The 18,775-nt window shown below is 62.0% G+C and carries 15 protein-coding genes and 1 tRNA gene; 14 read left to right on the plus strand and 2 right to left on the minus strand.

Features of this window, described 5'->3' with window-relative positions; translation table 11 throughout:
• From DQW91_RS16230 to rplA, 6 genes are all read left to right on the plus strand, one after another.
• On the plus strand, positions 1-248 hold a 248-nt coding region (locus DQW91_RS16230), incomplete at its 5' end, for an EF-Tu C-terminal domain-related protein (RefSeq protein ID WP_483466624.1).
• Positions 249-295: 47 nt separating this feature from the next.
• Positions 296-372 (plus strand) — tRNA-Trp (locus DQW91_RS16235).
• A gap of 159 nt (positions 373-531) precedes the next feature.
• The gene (gene secE, locus DQW91_RS16240; RefSeq protein WP_112664699.1) at positions 532-729 is read left to right on the plus strand and encodes a preprotein translocase subunit SecE; all 198 of its coding nucleotides are present in this window, start codon (positions 532-534) and stop codon (positions 727-729) included.
• A gap of 14 nt (positions 730-743) precedes the next feature.
• Complete coding sequence (gene nusG, locus DQW91_RS16245) at positions 744-1,277, plus strand: transcription termination/antitermination protein NusG (RefSeq protein WP_112664700.1); 534 nt, start codon at positions 744-746, stop codon at positions 1,275-1,277.
• 211 nt (positions 1,278-1,488) lie between these two features.
• Positions 1,489-1,917 (plus strand): 50S ribosomal protein L11, encoded by a 429-nt coding sequence (gene rplK / locus DQW91_RS16250; RefSeq protein ID WP_112664701.1) that lies wholly within the window; start codon positions 1,489-1,491, stop codon positions 1,915-1,917.
• An 11-nt stretch (positions 1,918-1,928) separates the two neighbouring features.
• Positions 1,929-2,630 (plus strand): 50S ribosomal protein L1, encoded by a 702-nt coding sequence (gene rplA / locus DQW91_RS16255; protein ID WP_112664702.1) that lies wholly within the window; start codon positions 1,929-1,931, stop codon positions 2,628-2,630.
• Positions 2,631-2,775: 145 nt separating this feature from the next.
• Here the strand turns inward: rplA and DQW91_RS16260 are convergent, their stop codons facing one another.
• A complete protein-coding gene (locus DQW91_RS16260) occupies positions 2,776-3,114 on the minus strand; it encodes a hypothetical protein (RefSeq protein ID WP_112664703.1) in 339 nt (112 codons plus the stop codon).
• A 652-nt stretch (positions 3,115-3,766) separates the two neighbouring features.
• Here DQW91_RS16260 and rplJ point away from each other — a divergent pair.
• From rplJ to rpoC, 4 genes are all read left to right on the plus strand, one after another.
• Positions 3,767-4,282 carry a 50S ribosomal protein L10 gene (gene rplJ / locus DQW91_RS16265; RefSeq protein ID WP_112664704.1) on the plus strand — a complete coding sequence of 172 codons (516 nt, stop codon included), beginning with the start codon at positions 3,767-3,769 and terminating at the stop codon, positions 4,280-4,282.
• Positions 4,283-4,335: 53 nt separating this feature from the next.
• A complete protein-coding gene (gene rplL, locus DQW91_RS16270) occupies positions 4,336-4,713 on the plus strand; it encodes a 50S ribosomal protein L7/L12 (protein WP_112664705.1) in 378 nt (125 codons plus the stop codon).
• A gap of 249 nt (positions 4,714-4,962) precedes the next feature.
• Positions 4,963-9,093 (plus strand): DNA-directed RNA polymerase subunit beta, encoded by a 4,131-nt coding sequence (rpoB, locus tag DQW91_RS16275; RefSeq protein ID WP_112664706.1) that lies wholly within the window; start codon positions 4,963-4,965, stop codon positions 9,091-9,093.
• A gap of 109 nt (positions 9,094-9,202) precedes the next feature.
• Entirely contained in the window at positions 9,203-13,378 is a 4,176-nt protein-coding gene (rpoC, locus tag DQW91_RS16280) for a DNA-directed RNA polymerase subunit beta' (protein ID WP_112664707.1), read from the plus strand.
• A gap of 48 nt (positions 13,379-13,426) precedes the next feature.
• Here the strand turns inward: rpoC and DQW91_RS16285 are convergent, their stop codons facing one another.
• Positions 13,427-15,070 (minus strand): glycosyltransferase family 4 protein, encoded by a 1,644-nt coding sequence (locus DQW91_RS16285; RefSeq protein WP_112664708.1) that lies wholly within the window; start codon positions 15,068-15,070, stop codon positions 13,427-13,429.
• A gap of 456 nt (positions 15,071-15,526) precedes the next feature.
• Here DQW91_RS16285 and rpsL point away from each other — a divergent pair, with 456 nt between their 5' ends.
• The 4 genes from rpsL to DQW91_RS16305 form a co-directional block, all read left to right on the plus strand.
• Positions 15,527-15,898 (plus strand): 30S ribosomal protein S12, encoded by a 372-nt coding sequence (gene rpsL / locus DQW91_RS16290; protein ID WP_112664709.1) that lies wholly within the window; start codon positions 15,527-15,529, stop codon positions 15,896-15,898.
• An 11-nt stretch (positions 15,899-15,909) separates the two neighbouring features.
• On the plus strand, positions 15,910-16,380 hold the full coding sequence (gene rpsG / locus DQW91_RS16295; protein WP_112664710.1) for a 30S ribosomal protein S7: 471 nt from the start codon (positions 15,910-15,912) through the stop codon (positions 16,378-16,380).
• A 25-nt stretch (positions 16,381-16,405) separates the two neighbouring features.
• Entirely contained in the window at positions 16,406-18,481 is a 2,076-nt protein-coding gene (gene fusA / locus DQW91_RS16300) for an elongation factor G (RefSeq protein WP_112664711.1), read from the plus strand.
• Between the two features lie 47 nt (positions 18,482-18,528).
• The coding region (locus DQW91_RS16305) for a GTP-binding protein (protein WP_245411061.1) at positions 18,529-18,775 on the plus strand (247 nt) is incomplete at its 3' end.

The raw sequence follows: 18,775 nt of genomic DNA on the forward strand, positions 1-18,775 counted from the left end.
CCAAGGAAGAGGGCGGCCGTCATACGCCGTTCTTCACGAACTACCGTCCGCAGTTCTACTTCCGTACGACGGACGTGACGGGCGTGGTGACGCTTCCCGAGGGCACCGAGATGGTGATGCCGGGCGACAACATCGCCATGGAAGTTCAGCTGATCGTTCCGATCGCCATGGAAGAGAAGCTCCGCTTCGCTATCCGTGAAGGTGGCCGCACCGTCGGCGCCGGCGTCGTCGCAGCGGTTATGGATTAATATATAGGCCACGGGCGGCGGTTCGCCGCCGCCCGTCGGTCCACTGGAGGAGTGTAGCTCAATCGGCTAGAGCACCGGTCTCCAAAACCGGGGGTTGGGGGTTCGAGTCCCTCCACTCCTGCCAGTGGATCGACAAGGCGGGCGTTTTGGGTTAAGAGCGCCCCGACAACTGTGAATTTCGATCAGGTGGCGCGAAGCTTAAATGCTCCGCGCCCCTTCAATTTGGGCCCGCGAGAGCCCATCAGAGGACGTTCCGCGCTCCAAACCGCGCGGACGGAGCGAGATGGCGAAGACGAACCCGTTTGACTTTATCCAGCAGGTCCGCTCGGAGGCCGCCAAGGTCACCTGGCCGACGCGCAAGGAAACCATGATCACCACGGCGATGGTGTTTCTCATGGTCGTTCTTGCCAGCGTCTTCTTCTTCGTGGCCGATCAATTGATGGGCTGGGGAGTTCGGCTGGTCATGGGCATCGGCGGCTAACTGGGGCGGATGAGATGACGAAGCGTTGGTACATCGTCCACGCATATTCGAACTTCGAGAACAAGGTCGCCCAGTCCATCAAGGACCAGGCCGCCCAGCGTAATCTCGAGGACAAGTTCGACGAAGTTCTGGTTCCCACCGAGAAGGTGGTTGAAGTGCGCCGCGGCCGTAAGGTCGATACCGAGCGCAAGTTCTTCCCCGGCTACGTTCTCGTGAAGTGCGACCTTACGGATGAGGTCTACCACCTCATCAAGAACACCCCGAAGGTGACGGGCTTCCTGGGCGCGGACAAGGCGAAGCCGGTTCCGATCCCGGACCGCGAGGCCGAGCGCATCAAGGGGCAGGTGGCCGAGGGCGTCGAGCATCCGAAGCCGTCGATTCATTTCGAGGTGGGCGAGCAGGTCCGCGTGTCGGATGGCCCCTTCGCCTCCTTCAACGGCGTCGTCGAGGAAGTCGACGAAGCCCGGGCCCGCCTCAAGGTGGCGGTTTCCATCTTCGGCCGCGCCACGCCGGTCGAGCTTGAATACGGTCAGGTCGACAAGGTCTGACGCGCCGTTCCGCAGCCGCCTCTTGGGCGTTGCGGAAGAACGGCAAAGAATTCCCGGCCGGGTCACTCGGTCGAGAAAGGCTCCTTGAGAGCCATCACCCGCGGGAGGTCCGCCCGGTTGCCAACTGGGAGCTTTACGGACCGAACCGCGACCTGCAACCACCGTCTCGTCCGACAGGCATCGGAGGGATGGTCCATAGGGGAGCAGTCCCATGGCAAAGAAAATCGCGGGCTACGTTAAGCTCCAGGTACCCGCCGGCGCCGCCAATCCGTCGCCGCCGATCGGTCCCGCGCTCGGTCAGCGCGGCTTGAACATCATGGAATTCTGCAAGGCCTTCAATGCGAAGACCCAGCAGATGGAGAAGGGCACGCCGATCCCGGTGATCATCACCGCGTATCAGGATCGTTCCTTCACCTTCGAGATGAAGCAGCCGCCGGTGTCGTTCTTCCTCAAGAAGGCAGCGAAGCTCGACAAGGGCTCGCAAACCCCCGGCAAGGGCGGTACGGTCGGCAAGGTGACGCAGGCCCAGATCCGTGAGATCGCCGAGAAGAAGATGGTCGATCTCAACTGCGATTCCGTTGAATCCGCCATGTCCATGATCGCCGGTTCCGCGCGGTCGATGGGCCTGGAAGTCGCGTAAGGGAGGGCACGATGGCTACCAATGAAGGCAAGCGCATCCGCGCCGCTCGCGAGGGCATCGAATCCGTCAAGCTCTACGGCATCCAGGACGCCGTGAAGCTCGTCAAGGAACGCGCCAAGGCGAAGTTCGACGAGACCATCGAAATCTCGATGAACCTCGGCGTCGATCCCCGTCACGCCGACCAGATGGTCCGTGGCGTCTGCAACCTGCCGAACGGCTCGGGCCGCACGCTGCGCGTCGGCGTCTTCGCCCGTGGCGCGAAGGCTGAAGAGGCCAAGGCTGCCGGTGCCGATGTCGTCGGCGCTGAGGAGCTCTTCGAGATCGTCAACGGCGGCACCATCGACTTCGACCGCTGCATCGCGACCCCGGACATGATGCCGCTCGTCGGCCGCCTCGGTAAGGTGCTCGGCCCGCGCGGCATGATGCCGAACCCGAAGGTCGGCACCGTGACGATGGACATCAAGGCCGCCGTCGCCGCCGCCAAGGGCGGTGCTGTCGAGTTCCGCGTCGAGAAGGCTGGTATCGTCCACGCCGGCATCGGCAAGGCCTCCTTCGACGAAGCCAAGCTCGTCGAGAACATCAAGGCTTTTGCCGATTCCGTCTCCAAGGCGAAGCCCACGGGCGCCAAGGGCACCTACATCCAGCGCATCGCGATCTCCTCGACGATGGGCCCGGGCGTGAAGGTCGACCCGTCGTCGGTTCTCGCCGGCTAAGGCAGCCTGCCATCGGCATGGCCGGGCGCGTACCGGCCATCTTGCGATGAATGAATTAAAAACCCGGCAGAAATGCCGGGTTTTTTTCGTGCTTGCTCTGGATCGGAGCAACAAACGTGGCGCTTGGAGCGTGATTGATTGCAGGTCAACGCAGTTCCCGGCAGCCGGTTTTCTTTAGTGTGGGAAGCGCCTCGTTCGCGGAGGCAATCATCTCTTTGGATATTGTCTCCGCAAAGGCCATGCATGCCTCTCCGACCTTCTTGATGGCGAGGGAATGATGTTTGAGTTTTACGGCAAACGCGCAGCGATCCGCCTCCGACTTGCTTTTTTCCCAAACCGCTTGGCTTTCGCGGGCCTTCTGCTCGGCTTCCCTGGCGACCTGTTGCGCACCTAGGCACTTCTGTTCCTGCGGGGTGGCTGCCATAGGGGAGGGCGCATAAAAAACAGTGGCGACGAACACGAGCGCATACTTGCTAGCGGACAAGGCAGATCTCCAGCACAAGTTGAAACGGCTGTTCGCAGCTACCCCCAGAATGGGCCAAATGGCAATAGAGTTTCGTTCTCGATTCCGTTGATACTTCTGCCTTGAACCGACGCGGCAATGGTTTGAGTGAATGTCCACCGCTCTATAGGGAAGAGCTTGAAAACCGCTCTGGCCGTTCCCATGTCGTGTCTTCCTTAGCGTCACATGCTGCAATTATCCTCTTGGCATTCGCAGCAAAACGTCATAAGGAACCCTTTCTAGATTCATATACATCGCCGTCCGGCAGGAGCCATGATCTAGAGTGGCGGAGTCGGCGGCACCGGAATCCGCTTCGGAGACGAAGCGGTGACAAGCCGGAAAGTCAAAGGGAAACTTTTGGCTTTTTCCGGCTATGTCCTGTCCGAGACTGCAGGCGCCGGCTTGTCCGGCTTAATTCGTGAGGGCCTGCATAGACGGGGAAGGCCGAATTTTAGTCCGCGCAAGCGGATGTCGAAAGATCGGTTCGAACCATCTCACCCGGCTTGCCCGAAAGGGCTGTGCTTGGGGGACAGGGCTTGCGAGAGCGTCGCTTGAGGGCGTTCGAGGCGCAAGCTTCGAGGTCCTAGGCGGCAGGTGCAACCGGCGGAATTTTCCGCCAACCGGAGAGAGCCCAGTGGAAAGAGCAGCAAAACGCGAGCTCGTCTCGACGCTCAACGACGTGTTCAAGAACACGAGCGTGGTCGTCGTCGCCCACTATGCTGGCCTGACCGTCGCTGACATGCAGAAGCTGCGCGCGCAGATGAAGCAGGTCGGCGCTACCGTGAAGGTCGCAAAAAACAGCCTCGCCAAGATCGCTCTCGAAGGCACGGACGTCGCGTCCATTACGGGCCTTATGAAAGGTCCGACCCTGATCGCTTATTCGAGCGATCCGGTCGCGGCGCCCAAGGTCGCTGTCGATTTCGCCAAGGCTAACGACAAGCTCGTGATCCTTGGCGGCGCAATGGGCGCGACCGCCCTGAACGTGGACGGAGTGAAGTCGCTTGCGACCTTGCCGTCCCTCGACGAACTGCGTGCCAAGCTGGTCGGCCTCGTGCAGGCTCCGGCTACCAAGATCGCGCAGCTCTCGACCGCGCCGGCTGCGAAGCTGGCTCGCGTTTTCGGGGCATATGCCAAGAGCGAAGCGGCGTGAGGCCGTAACCCTTAACCATCAACTGTTCGAACCGAACTTAAGGACTGAAAACAATGGCTGATCTTGCCAAGCTTGTTGACGATCTTTCGTCGCTGACCGTTCTCGAGGCCGCTGAGCTCGCGAAGCTCCTCGAAGAGAAGTGGGGCGTTTCCGCTGCTGCGGCTGTGGCCGTTGCGGCTGCCCCGGCTGGTGGCGGCGCCGCCGCTGCTGCTGAAGAGCAGACCGAGTTCACGGTCGTTCTCGCTTCGGCTGGCGACAAGAAGATCGAAGTGATCAAGGAAGTCCGCGGCATCACGGGTCTCGGCCTGAAGGAAGCCAAGGACCTCGTCGAAGGCGCCCCGAAGACCGTCAAGGAAGGCGCGTCGAAGGACGAAGCCCAGAAGATCAAGGAAACCCTTGAGAAGGTCGGCGCCAAGGTCGAGCTCAAGTAATTTTCGCGGCCGCAAGGTCGTGGGATTACCCCCGGAGCGATCCGGGGACTCAAAAATCAGCGGTCCCAGGCTCTTTTTGCCCGGGGCCGTTGTGTCGTCCAAGGCGCCTGGGCGCCTGGGCGGCGGTTGCGGGCCCTGAAAATGGGTTCGATTTCGGTGGTGCGAGCTGGCGGCGAATGACCGCTGGGCGGCTGGTCCAGCCTCTTGAGTGAGGGGCTCGATCAGCCGTGTATGAGGAACGAGGTCCAGATGGCCAATACACTGATCGGCCGGAAGCGTATTCGCAAGTTCTTCGGGAAAATCAAGGAAGTGGCGGAGATGCCGAACCTCATCGAGGTTCAGAAGGCATCCTACGACCAGTTCCTGATGGTCGACGAGCCCAAGGGCGGTCGCCCGGAAGAGGGCCTGCAGGCCGTCTTCAAGTCGGTTTTCCCGATTTCGGATTTCTCGAATACCGCTCTGCTCGAATTCGTAAAGTATACGTTCGAGCCGCCGAAGTACGACGTCGATGAGTGCCGTCAGCGCGGCATGACCTTCTCCGCGCCGCTCAAGGTCACTCTTCGCCTGATCGTGTTCGATGTGGATCCGGATACCGCGGCCCGATCGGTCAAGGACATCAAGGAGCAGGACGTCTACATGGGCGACATGCCGCTCATGACGGACAACGGCACCTTCATCGTCAACGGCACCGAGCGCGTCATCGTCTCCCAGATGCACCGTTCGCCGGGCGTGTTCTTCGATCACGACAAGGGCAAGACCCATTCCTCGGGCAAGCTGCTCTTCGCCGCGCGCATCATTCCCTATCGCGGTTCCTGGCTCGACATCGAGTTCGACGCCAAGGACATCGTCTATGCCCGTATCGACCGGAAGCGTAAGCTCCCGGCGACGTCGCTGCTCTATGCGCTGGGCCTGAACGGTGGCGAAATTCTCGATACCTTCTACAACCGCGTCGTCTACAAAAAGGCGAAGAAAGACGGTTGGCGTGTTCCCTTCGATGCCGAGCGCATGAAGGGCTTCAAGGCCAGCGTCGACCTGATCGACGCCGATTCCGGCGAGGTCGTGCTCGAAGCCGGCAAGAAACTGACCGCGCGCACCGCTCGCCAACTCGCCGAGAAGGGCCTCAAGGCTCTTCGTGCGACGGATGAGGATCTCTACGGCCAGTACATCGCTGAAGATCTCGTCAACATGAAGACGGGTGAGATCCATGCCGAGGCTGGCGACGAGATCAACGAGAAGCTGCTGAAGGGGCTGGAGGAAGTCGGTTACGCCGAGATCCCAGTGCTCGACATCGATCACGTCAATGTCGGCCCCTACATCCGCAACACGCTGGCCGTGGACAAGAATTCCTCCCGCGAGGAAGCCCTGTTCGACATCTACCGCGTCATGCGTCCGGGCGAGCCGCCGATCCTCGAGACGGCGGAAGCGATGTTCCACTCGCTGTTCTTCGATTCCGAGCGCTACGACCTCTCCGCGGTCGGCCGCGTGAAGATGAACATGCGCCTCGACCTCGACGCCGAGGACACCGTGCGCACGCTGCGCCGCGAGGACATCCTCGCTGTGGCGAAGGCGCTCGTGGACCTGCGCGACGGCAAGGGCGAGATCGACGACATCGACCACCTCGGCAACCGCCGCGTGCGCTCTGTCGGCGAGCTCATGGAGAACCAGTACCGTCTGGGCCTCCTGCGCATGGAGCGCGCCATCAAGGAGCGCATGTCCTCGGTCGATATCGACACGGTCATGCCGCAGGATCTCATCAACGCGAAGCCGGCGGCTGCCGCCGTGCGCGAGTTCTTCGGCTCGTCGCAGCTTTCGCAGTTTATGGACCAGACCAACCCGCTCTCGGAAGTCACCCACAAGCGCCGTCTCTCGGCTCTTGGCCCGGGCGGCCTGACCCGCGAGCGCGCCGGCTTCGAAGTGCGCGACGTTCACACCACGCACTACGGCCGCATCTGCCCGATCGAGACGCCGGAAGGCCCGAACATCGGTCTCATCAACTCGCTGGCGACCTTCGCCCGCGTCAATAAGTACGGCTTCATCGAAGCGCCTTTCCGCCGCGTCCGCGACAGCAAGGTGACGAACGAGGTCGTCTATCTCTCCGCGATGGAAGAGGCGAAGTACAACGTCGCCCAGGCGAATGCCGACATCGACTCTGCCGGCAAGCTGACGGAAGAACTCGTCGTCTGCCGCCGCGCCGGTGAAACGGTTCTCGTCTCGCCCGACCGCGTGGATCTCATGGACGTGTCGCCGAAGCAGGTTGTTTCGGTCGCCGCCGCGCTCATCCCGTTCCTCGAGAACGACGACGCGAACCGCGCGCTCATGGGCTCGAACATGCAGCGTCAGGCTGTGCCGCTCGTGCAGGCCGATGCGCCGTTCGTCGGAACCGGCATGGAAGCCGTGGTCGCTCGCGACTCCGGCGCCGCCATCGCCGCCCGCCGCGCTGGCATCGTCGACCAGGTGGATGCGACCCGTATCGTTATCCGCGCGACGGAAGAGACCGACCCGACCAAGCCCGGCGTCGACATCTACCGCCTGCAGAAGTTCCAACGCTCGAACCAGTCGACCTGCATCACGCAGAAGCCGCTGATCCGCGCCGGCGACATCGTGCGCAAGGGTGACATCATCGCCGACGGTCCCTCGACCGATCTCGGCGAGTTGGCGCTCGGCCGCAACGTGCTCGTCGCGTTCATGCCGTGGAACGGCTACAACTTCGAAGACTCGATCCTGCTCTCCGAGCGGATCGTAAAGGATGACGTCTTCACCTCGATCCACATCGAGGAATTCGAAGTGATGGCCCGTGACACGAAGCTCGGCCCCGAGGAAATCACGCGCGACATTCCGAACGTTTCGGAAGAGGCGCTGAAGAACCTCGACGAAGCTGGCATCGTGTATATCGGCGCCGAGGTCCATGCTGGCGATATCCTCGTCGGCAAGATCACGCCGAAGGGCGAAAGCCCGATGACGCCGGAAGAGAAGCTTCTGCGCGCCATCTTCGGCGAGAAGGCCTCCGACGTCCGCGACACCTCGCTCCGCGTTCCCCCGGGCGTGACCGGCACCATCGTGGAAGTCCGCGTGTTCAACCGTCACGGCGTGGACAAGGACGAGCGTGCGCAGGCCATCGAGCGCGAGGAAATCGAGCGTCTCGCCAAGGACCGCGACGACGAGCAAGCGATCCTCGACCGCAACACCTTCGCCCGCCTGGCGGAAATCCTCGACGGTCAGAAGATCGTCGCGGGTCCGAAGGGCGCCAAGAAGGACGCCAAGGTCACGCGCGAGATGCTCAACGAGTATCCGCGTGGGCAGTGGTGGCAGTTCGCTGTCGCCGACGACGCGCGCATGGCCGAGATCGAAGCCATCCAGAAGCAGTACGACGAGTCGAAGAAGCTCCTCGAACAGCGCTTCCTCGACAAGGTCGAGAAGCTGCAGCGCGGCGACGAGCTTCCGCCCGGCGTCATGAAGATGGTCAAGGTCTTCGTGGCGGTGAAGCGCAAGATTCAGCCCGGCGACAAGATGGCGGGCCGTCACGGCAACAAGGGTGTCGTGTCGCGCATCGTTCCCATCGAGGACATGCCGTTCCTCGAGGATGGCACCCATGCCGACATCGTGCTCAACCCGCTCGGCGTGCCGAGCCGCATGAACGTCGGGCAGATCCTCGAGACGCACCTCGGCTGGGCTGCGGCCGGCCTCGGCAAGCAGGTCTCGCTCGCGGTCGATGCCTACATGAAGTCGGGTAAGGCCAAGGCGCTGCGCGACGAGCTGGCCTCGATCTACGGCAAGTCGCCGGAGATCGACGAGGCTTCGGACGAGGAAATTGTCGAGCTCGGCAAGAACCTGCGCCGCGGCGTGCCTTTCGCGACCCCGGTCTTCAACGGGGCGAAGGAGGCCGACATCGAAGCGATGCTGGCGAAGGCGGGTCTCGATCCGTCGGGCCAGGTCACGCTCTACGATGGACGCACCGGCGAGGCGTTCGACCGCAAGGTCACCGTGGGCTACATCTACATGCTGAAGCTCCACCACCTGGTCGACGACAAGATCCACGCCCGTTCGATCGGCCCGTACAGCCTCGTTACCCAGCAGCCGCTGGGCGGTAAGGCCCAGTTCGGCGGTCAGCGCTTCGGCGAAATGGAGGTGTGGGCGCTCGAAGCTTACGGCGCGGCGTACACCCTGCAGGAAATGCTCACCGTCAAGTCGGACGACGTGGCGGGCCGCACCAAGGTCTACGAGGCCATCGTGCGCGGCGACGACACGTTCGAGTCGGGCATTCCGGAGAGCTTCAACGTTCTCGTGAAGGAAATGCGGTCTCTCGGCCTGAACGTGGAGCTGACCAGCTCCAAGGTTGCGGACGAGCAGGACCAACTGCCTCCTTCCGCAGCGGCGGAATAGCGGCGCGACACGCGACTGTTTGACGATCTGGCCGCGGCGCTTCAGCCGCGGCATCATTCAATTGCCGGCGAGGGCGCCGCTTCAAGGCCCCTCCAGCTAGGAGACGACGATGACTCAAGAGGTCATGAATCTCTTCAATCAGACGGCCCAGCCGCAGAGCTTCGATCAGATCAAGATTTCGATCTCGAGCCCGGAAAAGATCCTGTCCTGGTCCTACGGCGAAATCAAAAAGCCGGAGACCATCAACTACCGCACGTTCAAGCCCGAGCGTGACGGCCTGTTCTGCGCGCGCATCTTCGGACCCATCAAGGATTACGAATGCTTGTGCGGCAAGTACAAGCGCATGAAGTACAAGGGCGTGATCTGCGAGAAGTGCGGCGTCGAAGTGACCCTCGCGCGCGTCCGTCGCGACCGCATGGGCCACATCGAGCTAGCCGCTCCCGTCGCTCACATCTGGTTCCTGAAGTCCCTGCCGAGCCGCATCGGTTTGCTGCTCGACATGACGCTCAAGGATCTGGAGCGCATCCTCTATTTCGAATCCTACATTGTCGTCGACGCGGGCCTGTCGCCCCTCAAGGACCGTCAGCTCCTCTCGGAAGACGAATACATCCGCGCTCAGGACGAGTACGGTGAGGATTCGTTCACGGCCATGATCGGCGCGGAAGCGATCCGTCGCATCCTGCAGGAGCTCGACCTCGAGAAGGTCGCGATCGATACCCGCGAGGAAATCGCGACGACCACGTCGGAGCTGAAGCCGAAGAAGCTGATGAAGCGCCTCAAGATCATCGAGGCGTTCATCCAGTCCGGCAACAAGCCCGAGTGGATGATCATGACGGTCATTCCGGTGATCCCGCCGGATCTGCGTCCGCTCGTGCCGCTCGATGGCGGCCGCTTCGCGACGTCCGACCTGAACGATCTTTATCGCCGCGTCATCAACCGCAACAACCGCTTGAAGCGGCTGATCGAGCTGCGTGCGCCGGACATCATCATCCGTAACGAGAAGCGCATGCTTCAGGAGGCCGTCGACGCTCTGTTCGACAACGGCCGCCGTGGCCGCGTCATCACGGGCGCCAACAAGCGTCCGCTGAAGTCGCTCGCCGACATGCTCAAGGGCAAGCAGGGCCGCTTCCGTCAGAACCTGCTCGGCAAGCGTGTGGACTACTCGGGCCGTTCAGTCATCGTGGTGGGTCCGGAGCTGAAGCTCCATCAGTGCGGCCTGCCGAAGAAGATGGCGCTCGAGCTGTTCAAGCCCTTCATCTACGCCAAGCTCGACGCGCGCGGCCTGTCCGCCACCGTCAAGCAGGCGAAGAAGCTGGTCGAGAAGGAAAAGCCCGAGGTTTGGGACATTCTTGACGAGGTCATCCGCGAGCACCCGGTTCTCCTGAATCGCGCGCCCACGCTGCACCGTCTCGGCATCCAGGCCTTCGAGCCCACCCTCATCGAAGGCAAGGCGATCCAGCTGCACCCGCTCGTCTGCGCCGCGTTCAACGCGGACTTCGACGGCGACCAGATGGCCGTGCACGTTCCGCTGTCGCTCGAAGCGCAGCTTGAAGCGCGCGTGCTGATGATGTCGACCAACAACATCCTGCACCCGGCGAACGGTCAGCCGATCATCGTGCCGTCGCAGGATATCGTTCTTGGCCTCTATTATCTCTCCATCATGTCCGACAACGAGCCCGGCGAGGGCAAGGCCTTCGCGGATATGGGCGAGATCGAACATGCGTTGAACGCCAAGGTCATCACGCTGCACACCAAGATCCGTTATCGTTGGGAAGGTCTCGACGAAGACGGCAAGCCGGTCAGCAAGATCGTGGAGACAACGGCCGGTCGCGTCATGCTTTCGCGCCTGATGCCGCTGCACCCGAACCTGCCTTACGAAGTCGTGAACAAGCTCATGACGAAGAAGGAGATCTCCGGAATGATCGATGCCGTGTACCGGCATTGCGGTCAGAAGGAGTCGGTGATCTTCTGCGATCGCATCATGAAGCTCGGTTTCTATAATGCGTTCCGCGCCGGCATCTCGTTCGGCAAGGACGACATGGTGATCCCGGAGAACAAGTGGGAGATCGTCGAAGAGACCCGCACGCTCGTGAAGGATTACGAGCAGCAGTATCAGGACGGTCTGATCACCCAGGGTGAGAAGTACAACAAGGTGGTCGACGCCTGGGCGAAGTGCTCGGACCGTCTCGCCGGCGAGATGATGAACCGCATCTCCGCCGTCAAGAAGGACGAGAACGGACGCACCAAGCCGGTTAACTCGATCTACATGATGTCCCACTCGGGTGCCCGTGGTTCGCCAGCGCAGATGAAGCAGCTCGCTGCCATGCGTGGCCTCATGGCCAAGCCGTCGGGCGAAATCATCGAGACGCCGATCATCTCGAACTTCAAGGAAGGCCTCGACGTTCTCGAGTACTTCAACTCGACCCACGGCGCCCGTAAGGGTCTTGCCGACACGGCGCTCAAGACGGCGAATTCGGGTTACCTGACCCGCCGTCTCGTGGACGTGGCGCAGGACGCGGTCATCCGTGAGCCGGATTGCGGCACCGACAAGGGCATCAAGATGCGCGCCATCATCGATGCCGGTCAGGTCGTCGCGACGCTGGCCTCGCGCATTCTCGGCCGCTCTACGGCCGAGGATCTCGTGGCCGCCGACGGAACGATCATCGTTCCGAAGGGCGTGATGATCGAGGAAGCGCACCTGGAGGCGATCAACGCCGCCGGCATCCAGGAGGTGAAGATCCGTTCGGTGCTCGTCTGCGAGTCCAAGAACGGTGTCTGCGCCACCTGCTACGGTCGCGATCTTGCTCGCGGTACGCCGGTCAACCACGGCGAAGCGGTCGGCGTCATCGCGGCGCAGTCCATCGGCGAGCCGGGTACGCAGCTCACCATGCGTACCTTCCACATCGGCGGCGCGGCGCAGATCGCAGACTCGTCCTTCATCGAGTCGAGCTTCGAAGGCACTATCGGCTTCCGCAACAAGAACATTGCTCGCAACTCCGATGGCGATCTCATCGTCATGGGCCGTAACGTGGCGGTGGTGATCACCGGTTCGGACGGCACCGAACGGGCTGCGCACCGTCTCCAGTACGGTTCGCGCCTCAAGGTGGACGAGGGCGACAAAATCAAGCGCGGCCAGCGTATCGCCGAGTGGGACCCCTACAGCCGTCCGATCCTTACCGAGATCGACGGTACCGTGGGTTACGAGGATCTCGTCGACGGTCAGTCGATGGTCGAGTCGATGGACGAGTCCACCGGCATCGCCAAGCGCGTCGTCATTGATTGGCGTAGTTCGGCCCGTACGGCCGATCTGCGTCCGGCGGTGATCATCGAGGGCAAGGGCGGCAAGGTTGCCAAGCTTCCGCGCGGCAGCGACGCTCGCTACCTCCTGCCGGTCGAAGCGATCCTCGCGGCGGATCCGGGCACGAAGCTCAAGGCCGGTGACGTGCTCGCGCGCGTCTCGACCGAGAGCGCCAAGACCCGCGACATCACGGGCGGTCTGCCGCGCGTGGCGGAGCTGTTCGAAGCCCGCCGTCCGAAGGACGCAGCCATCATTGCGGAGAAGTCCGGCACGATCCAGTTCGGCCGCGACTACAAGAACAAGCGTCGCCTGACGCTGACGCCGCACGATGGCTCCGAGCCGGTGGAATACTTGATCCCGAAGGGCAAGCACATTCACCTGCAGGACGGCGACGTGGTCGAGGTCGGCGATTTCATCGTCGACGGCAACCCGGCTCCGCACGACATCCTTGCGATCAAGGGCGTTGAGGAACTGGCGGCCTACCTCGTGAACGAAATCCAGGAGGTCTATCGTCTCCAGGGCGTGCTCATCAACGACAAGCACATCGAGGTGATCGTTCGCCAGATGCTGCAGAAGGTTGAGATCACCGATGGTGGCGATTCCGAGCTGTTGAACGGTGAGCAGATCGATCGCCTCGAGCTCGAGGAGATCAACGAGAAGCTTGTGGCCGAGAAGAAGAAGCCCGCCGCTGGCGTGCCGGTTCTGCTCGGTATCACGAAGGCCTCGCTGCAGACCCGCTCCTTCATCTCGGCGGCGTCCTTCCAGGAAACCACTCGCGTCCTCACGGAAGCGGCGGTCAATGGCAAGGTCGATACGCTGGAAGGCCTGAAGGAGAACGTCATCGTGGGCAGCCTGATCCCGGCCGGCACGGGCGCGCTCAACGCGCAGCTCAAGGCCGTCGCAGCACGCCGCGACGACCTGATCCTGCAGCAGAAGCGTTCGGAATCGCAGGCCAAGGTCAGCGAATTGCCGCCCGCGGCTGAGTGAGCGATGCTTTGATGAATACGAAAAGGGCCGCCTTCGGGCGGCCCTTTTTTATTGCGCGGGTGACGAGATCTTGAGAAGGCCGATCTTGGTCAGGAGGACGATGGCGTGGACGAGGGCCGACTTGTCCTGCATGGGCTCTTTCTGAAGAATATCGCCCACCGTCGCCTCTCCACCCGCGAGCCTTTGCCAGAAAGCGAGCAGCTCCTTTTCCGGCATTCGGCGGAATACCTGCATGGCCGATGCTTTCAATTGCAGGCGCTGCGTCGCGGCAGCGGCATCGAGCGCCGGGTCTGCACGGACGATGTGCGTGGGAGACAGCGTTTCCGTCGGAAACTTCGCGAAGAGATCGAACGGGTCCGGCCGGGCAGGCCAGGCTTTCAGTCTTTCCTGGTTGTCGGCCCCCTCATTGCGAAGAGCCGCCAGTTCATCCCATAGGCGCTCGTAGGAGCGCACGATCACCTTCCAGTCGTACGTTTCCCTCGCACGCGCCGCTCCCGCAGCACCCATCCGCTGCCGCAGGTCAGGGTTGGAGGCCAGCTTATCGAACGCTTCGGCCGTGGCGTCGATGTCGACCGACGTCCCCGTGGAGGTATGGCCAATATAGACGTCGTAGGAATCGATATCGAGGGCGTGGCGAACCGCTGCCGGAAAGCCGACGCCAGGCGATGCGGAAATGGTGGGGATGGTAAAGCCGTCCACGCCGTTCCGTATGGTGTCCTTGTATCCGTCCCAATCGGTCACGACCACCGGCAGGCCGGCCGCCATCGCCTCGATAGGGGTCAGGCCAAAGGTTTCCTGCACGTTGTCTGACAGGGAGCAGAAGATGTCCGCTGCCGCCCAGGCCTGAGCGGAGGCCTCTTGCTTTCTTCCATCAAGAACGATCGAGCGGACCGAAGGGCACAGTTCGGCTCTCGCCTCCTCAAAGGCCTTCTCGATGGAGCTGTTGGCGAACCACCCGCACTCGATGAGGACGACGCGGTGGCGAGCACTCAGGCGCTCCAGCGCGAGATACATGGGAATCGGGTTCGCCTTCGCATGAAAAGACAGACGGCCCAGGAAAAGAACCACGATGTCGTCCGGCCCGATGTTCAGGGCGGCGCGGGCATTGGGGCGCCCGACGGCATTGCCGCTCCGCTCGTCACAGTTCACCCCAAGGGGGATCACCGGCAACTTTGGAAGGGGAAACCGGGTCGCCCCCAGGTGCCGGGCAAGGTGCTCGGCCTGGCGCTGCAGCAGCCGGGTCACCACATCGCGCGACGCCGTGGAGGTGCAGATCAGCGCGTCCCAGGGCTGAAAGGGCAGGGTGGGGAAGCTTGTCAACGCATCCATGACCCGCGCCGAGGAGAGGGTGTGATTGACGCCCGTGATGCTCCAGGAGCGTGGGCCATGCAGATGCCGTTCCCAGACCTGGGAGGCATTGATGATGCTGGGCGTGAAAAGGCAGCCCACGTCCCGCAGGCCGGACATCCTTTGCGCGGTAACGAAGTCCGCTTTGCGGGAGGGGGCGTGCCTGGCGACTTCCGCCTTGAATTGCTGGCCGGCGGCCTCGTTCTTCACAAATCCGGTGACCGTCTCAGCCGAAGCGTGGCGGCTGAAGGCGGACAGGAAGCCGAATCCGGCATAGTTTCGTCCCATCGGCTTCTGCTGGGGAATTGTGAAGGCATCACCCTCGAAATGGATCGCTGCAGTCAAATCACTCACCTCGTTACATGGTCTCGTGATACCGTGTCGGCAGGGTCTCAAAATACTCTATACACGAAGAGGAAATGGATCCGATCGGGCCTCCGCGACGGTTCTGTCGCGGAAACTTTGGAAATCGGTTGACTTTGGGCGACTCGGGGGATAGAGAACCCGGACTTCCCGACGGGCCGTAGGTGTTCGCGAGTTGAAGCGCCTAGCTTCGACTGATGCCGCCTAAACGCTGTCGAACTCAATACTGACTGACAAATCGTCAGCTTGAGGCACGACTGCGGTGAGAAATCGCCGTGATCCTCTGCACTCGCAACACGCCAAGGGCTCACAGGCCAATGGCGTGGTTTCGTTTTGCGCAAGCCTTTTCGGTTTGCCGAATCGAGGCGGTGCGGAGCTGAACCGTAGAATTTTGGACTAGAGCCACCCGGTCGGGTGGCCGGTGAAAGAGGGCACAGGATGCCAACGATCAGCCAGCTGATCCGCAAGCCGCGGACAGCCCAGAAGAGCCGGAATAAGGTTCCCGCGCTTGAGGCGTGCCCGCAGAAGCGGGGCGTGTGCACGCGCGTTTACACCACGACCCCGAAGAAGCCGAACTCGGCTCTTCGTAAGGTTGCCAAGGTTCGCCTGACGAACGGCTACGAAGTGATCGGTTATATCCCGGGTGAGGGGCATAACCTTCAGGAGCACTCCGTGGTCATGATCCGTGGCGGCCGTGTGAAGGATCTTCCGGGTGTGCGTTACCACGTGCTCCGCGGTGTCCTCGATACCCAGGGCGTCAAGAACCGTAAGCAGCGCCGTTCGAAGTACGGCGCCAAGCGGCCGAAGTAGGAGTTAGCCTCATGTCCCGCCGCCATAGCGCCGAGAAGCGTGAGATCATCCCGGATGCCAAGTTCGGGGATGTCGTCGTTACGAAGTTCATGAATTCGATCATGTACGACGGCAAGAAGTCTGCTGCCGAAGGTATCGTTTACGGTGCTTTCGACATCATCGAGAGCCGCGCCAAGGCGAACCCGCTCGAGGTGTTCAAGCAGGCCCTCGACAACGTCGCTCCGGCGATCGAAGTCCGTTCCCGTCGCGTCGGCGGCGCCACCTATCAGGTGCCGGTCGAAGTGCGCTCCGAGCGCCGTCAGGCCCTGGCGATCCGCTGGATCATCCAGGCGGCCCGCGCCCGCAACGACAAGACGATGGTCGACCGGCTCTCGGCTGAGCTGCTCGATGCCTCGAACAATCGCGGCAACGCGGTCAAGAAGCGCGAAGACACCCACCGTATGGCGGAAGCCAACCGTGCGTTCTCGCATTATCGCTGGTAACGGCAGGACCTTGAGGAGCTGAGCGATGCCCCGCACGCACGCAATTGAGGACTACCGCAACTTCGGCATCATGGCCCACATCGATGCCGGTAAGACGACGACGACCGAGCGTATCCTTTACTACACCGGAAAGTCCCACAAGATCGGCGAAGTGCACGAAGGTGCCGCGACGATGGACTGGATGGAGCAGGAGCAGGAGCGCGGCATCACGATCACGTCTGCGGCTACCACTTGCTTCTGGCGCGACAAGCGCCTGAACATCATCGACACCCCCGGCCACGTGGACTTCACCATCGAGGTGGAGCGTTCGCTCCGCGTTCTCGACGGCGCCGTCTGCGTTCTCGACGGTAACCAGGGCGTTGAGCCCCAGACCGAGACCGTGTGGCGTCAGGCCGACAAGTACGATGTTCCGCGTGTCGTGTTCGTCAACAAGATGGACAAGACCGGCGCCGACTTCTTCAAGTGCGTCGCGGACATCATCAAGCGTGTGGCCGGCAAGCCGGTTTGCCTTCAGATCCCGATCGGTGCGGAAAGCGATTTCCGTGGCATGGTCGACCTGATCAAGATGAAGGCCTATGTCTGGTCCAGCGATGCTCTCGGCGCGTCGTACGACGAAGTCGAGATCCCGGCTGAGCTGAAGGATCAGGCTGCCGAATATCGCGGCAAGCTCATTGAAGCTGCCGTCGAGATGGACGACGAGGCGATGGTTGCCTACCTCGAGGGCCAGGAGCCCGACGAGGCAACCCTGCGCCGTCTCATCCGCACGGCCGTTCAGCGCCGCGCGTTCCATCCGGTGCTCTGCGGCTCTGCGTTCAAGAACAAGGGCGTTCAGCCGCTCCTCGACGCGGTTGTGGACTTCCTGCCGTCTCCGGCTGATCGTGAAGCGATCGACGGTCTTGACTTCAAGACCGAGGAACCGATCACCCGCAAGCCGTCGGATGACGAAGCGTTCTCCATGCTCGCCTTCAAGATCATGGACGATCCCTTCGTGGGCACGATCACCTTCTGCCGCGTTTACTCGGGCAAGGTCTCGGCTGGCGACACGCTGCTGAACTCGTCCCGCGACAAGAAAGAGCGCGTCGGTCGCATGCTTCTCATGCATGCGAACAACCGTGAGGACATCAAGGAAGCCTATGCGGGCGACATCGTCGCTCTCGCGGGCCTCAAGGATACCCGCACTGGCGACACGCTCTGCGATCCGAACAAGGCCGTGATCCTCGAAAAGATGGAGTTCCCTGAGCCCGTCATCGAGATCGCCATCGAGCCGAAGTCGAAGGCTGATCAGGAGAAGCTTGGTCTCGCTCTCGCGAAGCTCGCTGCTGAAGATCCGTCATTCCGCGTCTCGACCGACCAGGAGTCGGGCCAGACGATCCTGAAGGGCATGGGCGAGCTTCACCTCGACATCAAGGTCGACATCCTCCGTCGTACCTACAAGGTCGATGCGAATGTGGGCGCTCCGCAGGTCGCTTATCGTGAGACGATCTCGAAGAAGGCCGAGGTGGACTACACCCACAAGAAGCAGACCGGCGGTACGGGCCAGTTCGCTCGCGTCAAGATCGTTGCCGAGCCGAACGAGCAGGGCGGTGGTTTCGCGTTCGAGTCGAAGATCGTCGGTGGTGCCGTTCCGAAGGAATACATCCCCGGCGTGGAAAAGGGCCTCAACTCGGTCATCGGCGCAGGCGTGGTTGCGGGCTTCCCCGTGGTCGACGTCAAGGTCGAGCTCATCGACGGTGCCTTCCACGAAGTCGACTCGTCGGCTCTGGCGTTCGAAATCGCGTCTCGTGCGGCGCTTCGTGAAGCCCTCCAGAAGGGCGGTTCGGTTCTGCTCGAGCCGGTGATGAAGGTCGAGGTCACGACTCCGGAAGACTACACCGGCTCCGTGATCGGCGATCTGAACTCCCGCCGTGGCCAGATCCAGGGCCAGGACATGCGCGGCAATGCCGTGGTCATCAATGCGATGGTCCCGCTCGCCAACATGTTCGGCTACGTGAATACCCTGCGCGGTATGAGCCAGGGCCGCGCGAGCTACACCATGCAGTTCGACCACTACGAACAAGTGCCGTCGAACGTGGCTGCCGAGGTTCAGGCGAAATACGCCTGAACCCTTTGAACAACGAACTGAAGATTTAAAAACGAACGGGTGCCACGATGGCGAAGGAAAAGTTTGAGCGGACAAAGCCGCACTGCAACATCGGGACGATTGGTCACGTTGACCATGGTAAGACGTCTCTGACTGCGGCGATCACGAAGGTTCTGGCGGAGAGCGGTGGCGCGACGTTCACGGCGTACGACCAGATTGACAAGGCGCCGGAAGAGAAGGCTCGTGGCATCACGATCTCGACGGCGCACGTCGAGTACGAGACGACGAACCGCCACTATGCGCACGTCGACTGCC

The sequence above is a fragment of the Microvirga flavescens genome (genome assembly GCF_003290125.1).
GTDB lineage: Bacteria > Pseudomonadota > Alphaproteobacteria > Rhizobiales > Beijerinckiaceae > Microvirga > Microvirga flavescens.

Coding starts and splice junctions, on each gene's coding strand:
- secE (WP_112664699.1), top strand. CDS start 532: ATGGCGAAGACGAACCCGTTTGACTTTATCCAGCAGGTCCGCTCGGAG.
- nusG (WP_112664700.1), top strand. CDS start 744: ATGACGAAGCGTTGGTACATCGTCCACGCATATTCGAACTTCGAGAAC.
- rplK (WP_112664701.1), top strand. CDS start 1,489: ATGGCAAAGAAAATCGCGGGCTACGTTAAGCTCCAGGTACCCGCCGGC.
- rplA (WP_112664702.1), top strand. CDS start 1,929: ATGGCTACCAATGAAGGCAAGCGCATCCGCGCCGCTCGCGAGGGCATC.
- rplL (WP_112664705.1), top strand. CDS start 4,336: ATGGCTGATCTTGCCAAGCTTGTTGACGATCTTTCGTCGCTGACCGTT.
- rpoB (WP_112664706.1), top strand. CDS start 4,963: ATGGCCAATACACTGATCGGCCGGAAGCGTATTCGCAAGTTCTTCGGG.
- rpoC (WP_112664707.1), top strand. CDS start 9,203: ATGACTCAAGAGGTCATGAATCTCTTCAATCAGACGGCCCAGCCGCAG.
- rpsL (WP_112664709.1), top strand. CDS start 15,527: ATGCCAACGATCAGCCAGCTGATCCGCAAGCCGCGGACAGCCCAGAAG.
- rpsG (WP_112664710.1), top strand. CDS start 15,910: ATGTCCCGCCGCCATAGCGCCGAGAAGCGTGAGATCATCCCGGATGCC.
- fusA (WP_112664711.1), top strand. CDS start 16,406: ATGCCCCGCACGCACGCAATTGAGGACTACCGCAACTTCGGCATCATG.